This is a genomic window from Nocardioides lijunqiniae, assembly GCF_015024225.1.
Lineage (GTDB): Bacteria > Actinomycetota > Actinomycetes > Propionibacteriales > Nocardioidaceae > Nocardioides > Nocardioides lijunqiniae.
The window spans coordinates 1-2,746 of the sequence record NZ_JACJGM010000072.1; the positions used below are offsets into that span (position 1 = coordinate 1).

Here is a 2,746-nt window from a genome sequence, read left to right on the forward strand (position 1 = left end):
CGGCGCGTCACCCCCGCCGACCTCGTCCTCATCACTGCCACAGAGCGCGACCAGCAGCGGCGCGCGAGTCGAGGACCAGTTCCCGAGGAGGCGATCAGAGGTGCGGGGGTCTCGACGGGCGCTCCTCGCTGGCGCTCGTCGCTGCTCAACCACCGGAGGGCGGGAGGAAGGAGGCGGCGTGGGCGAGGACGGCGTCGAGCATGGGCTCCGTGAGGGTGCCGGTGAAGGTGTTCTGCTGGCTGGGGTGGTAGCAGCCGAGCAGCAGGAGGTCGCCGTGCGGGGTCCCGATGACGGCCTCGGCTCCGTGCCCGAACTTCGGCTTGGGCCGGGGCACCGTCCAGCCGGCGGCGCGGAAGGCGCGCAGGGAGGCGTCCCAGCCGATGGAGCCGAGGGCCACCGCGACCTTGACCGTCGGCGCCACGAGCCGCAGCTCCAGGTCGAGCCACGGCGCGCAGCTGTCGCGCTCCTCGGTGGTCGGCTTGTTCTGCGGCGGGGCGCAGCGCACGGCGGCGACGATGCGGGTTCCGATGAGCTCCAGCCCGTCGTCGGCGCGGGTGCTGGTGGGCTGGTTGGCGAGGCCGACGCGGTGCATGCTGGCGAACAGCCAGTCCCCCGACCGGTCGCCGGTGAAGAGCCGGCCGGTGCGGTTGGCGCCGTGGGCGGCCGGGGCGAGCCCGACGACGAGCACGGTGGGCTCGGCGACGCCGAAGCCGGGGATCGGCCGCCCCCAGTAGGTCTCGTCGGCGAACGCCGCCCGCTTCTCGCGCGCCACGCGCTCGCGCCACTCGACCAGGCGAGGGCAGCGGCGGCACTCGATGATCTGCGCGTCCAGCCGGCCGAGTGCCTCGGCCGGGGAGTCCGCCGGGCGCCGGGTCATGCGAGCGACCAGGCGATCCCGTCGAGAATGTCGGACTCGGAGACCAGCAGGGTCGTGGCCGACGTACGACGCAGCACGCGGGAGAGGATGAGGGCGCCGGCGTCGATGACGTCGGCGCGGCCGGGGTGCATGAACGGCAGGGCCAGGCGCTGGGAGACCGGCATCGCGACCAGGCGGTCGACGGTCGCGTGCACGGCGTCGACGTCGAGCACCTGCTGGTCGATCGCCTCCCGCTCGTACGCCGGCAGGTCGAGGACCCCGGCGGCGACCGTCGTCACCGTGCCGGCGATGCCCACGACGGCGGCCGCGTCGGCGGGCGAGACCGAGCACGCGGCGAGCGCGGCGTCGATGTCGGCGACGCACGCCGCGACCTCGGCCGCGGTGGGCGGGTCGGAGTGGAGGTGGCGCTCGTGCAGGCGCACCGAGCCGATGTCCATGGACTCCGCCGCGGTGGGCTCGGCGTCGCCGAGGATCAGCTCGGTGGACCCGCCGCCGATGTCGACGACCAGCACCGGGGCGGGCGGCCGCGCGGCGAGGTTGCGCACGGCGCCCGCGAAGGCGAGCGCGGCCTCCTCGTCCCCCGACAGCACCTCGGGGCGCACGCCGAGCCGCGCGAGCACGCCGTCGGAGAACTCCTTGGCGTTGGCCGCGTCGCGCGTCGCCGACGTCGCGCAGAAGCGCAGCCGGTCGACGTCGTGCTCGGCGATCAGCGCCGCGTAGTCGTCGATGGCCGCGAACGCGCGCACCAGCGCCTCGTCGCCGAGCCGGCCGGTGCGGTCGACGCCCTCCCCGAGCCGCACCATCCGCATCTCGCGCACGGCGACGTCGGGCAGGTCCCCGATCAGGAGCTTGATCGTGTTGGTGCCGCAGTCGACGGCCGCGACCGTCGTCATGGCTCGGGGACCACGCAGGGGCCGGACGCCCACCACTCGCCGAGCAGCTCGAGGACCTCGTCGCCCAGCGGGTTGACGCCGGGACCGGCCGCGAGCGCGTGGCCGGCGAGCACGTGGAGGCACTTGACCCGGTCGGGCATGCCGCCCGCGGAGATGCCCTCGATCTCGGGCACCTCCCCCAGCTCGGAGCGCACGGCGAGGTAGGCCTCGTGCGCGCGTCGGTAGGCGGCCGCCAGCTCGGGGTCCTCGCCCAGCCGCGCCTGCATCTCCTTCATCAGCCCCGAGCCCTCGAGGGTGCCGATCATCGAGGCCGCGCGCGGGCAGGTGAGGTAGAAGGTCGTGGGGAACGGCGTGCCGTTGGGCAGGCGGGGCTCGGTGGTGACCACGTCGGGGTTGCCGCAGGGGCAGCGGTGCCCGACGGCGTGGATGGCGCGGGGCGAGCGGCCGAGCTGGGCCTGCACGGTCGCCTCGTCGGCGGGGTCGATCACCGGTCGATCACTGCTCGCTGGTCGGCTCGTCGGAGCCGTCGATCTGGGCGGCGGGCGGCTTCGCCTGCTTCGGCGGGTTGCCCGCGAGCTCCACGGACTCCCACGCCCTCCCCCACCACGCCTCGGGCGCGTCCTTGGCCAGGTCGTCGGGGTCGCTGAGCTCGGACTCGCTGTCGAGCGGCTCGCCGTTCTCGTCGAGCACGACGTAGGACCGCTCGCCGGGCATCACGAACTTCAGCCGCTCGCGCGCCTGCTGCCTGACGTAGGCCTTGTCGGTCCAGCGACGCTTCTCGCGCTCCAGGTCGTCGATGTCGGCCGAGCGCTCGGCGATGGTCGCCTTCAGGGCGTTCATCTCCGAGCGCTGGTCGAGGTAGGCCCGCATCGAGGAGGCGTAGGACACCGCCAGGACCGCGAGGACCAGCACCAGGATCGCGGCCCGCCCGGTGAGCCGCGGCCGCCGCTGCGGGCCGTCGACGGTCGCCCGCGGC

At 74.8% G+C, this 2,746-nt stretch carries 4 protein-coding genes; all 4 read right to left on the reverse strand.

The genetic code is table 11. From position 1 onward, the window contains the following. Positions 1–145 precede the first annotated feature (145 nt). Entirely contained in the window at positions 146–877 is a 732-nt protein-coding gene (locus tag IRQ30_RS23030) for a uracil-DNA glycosylase (RefSeq protein WP_193615149.1), read from the reverse strand. After that, a complete protein-coding gene (locus IRQ30_RS23035) occupies positions 874–1,770 on the reverse strand; it encodes a Ppx/GppA phosphatase family protein (RefSeq protein WP_193615150.1) in 897 nt (298 codons plus the stop codon). Before IRQ30_RS23035 ends, IRQ30_RS23030 begins: the two co-directional genes overlap by 4 nt. Beyond that, positions 1,767–2,258 carry a DUF501 domain-containing protein gene (locus tag IRQ30_RS23040; protein WP_193615151.1) on the reverse strand — a complete coding sequence of 164 codons (492 nt, stop codon included), beginning with the start codon at positions 2,256–2,258 and terminating at the stop codon, positions 1,767–1,769. Before IRQ30_RS23040 ends, IRQ30_RS23035 begins: the two co-directional genes overlap by 4 nt. 7 nt (positions 2,259–2,265) lie before the next feature. Then, positions 2,266–2,746, reverse strand: a 481-nt coding sequence (locus IRQ30_RS23045; RefSeq protein ID WP_227468023.1) for an FtsB family cell division protein, incomplete at its 5' end; no start/stop codon positions are given.

What these genes read in the sequence shown, in the direction of transcription:
- IRQ30_RS23035 (WP_193615150.1), bottom strand. Translation starts at nt 1,770, where the DNA reads ATGACGACGGTCGCGGCCGTCGACTGCGGCACCAACACGATCAAGCTC.
- IRQ30_RS23030 (WP_193615149.1), bottom strand. Translation starts at nt 877, where the DNA reads ATGACCCGGCGCCCGGCGGACTCCCCGGCCGAGGCACTCGGCCGGCTG.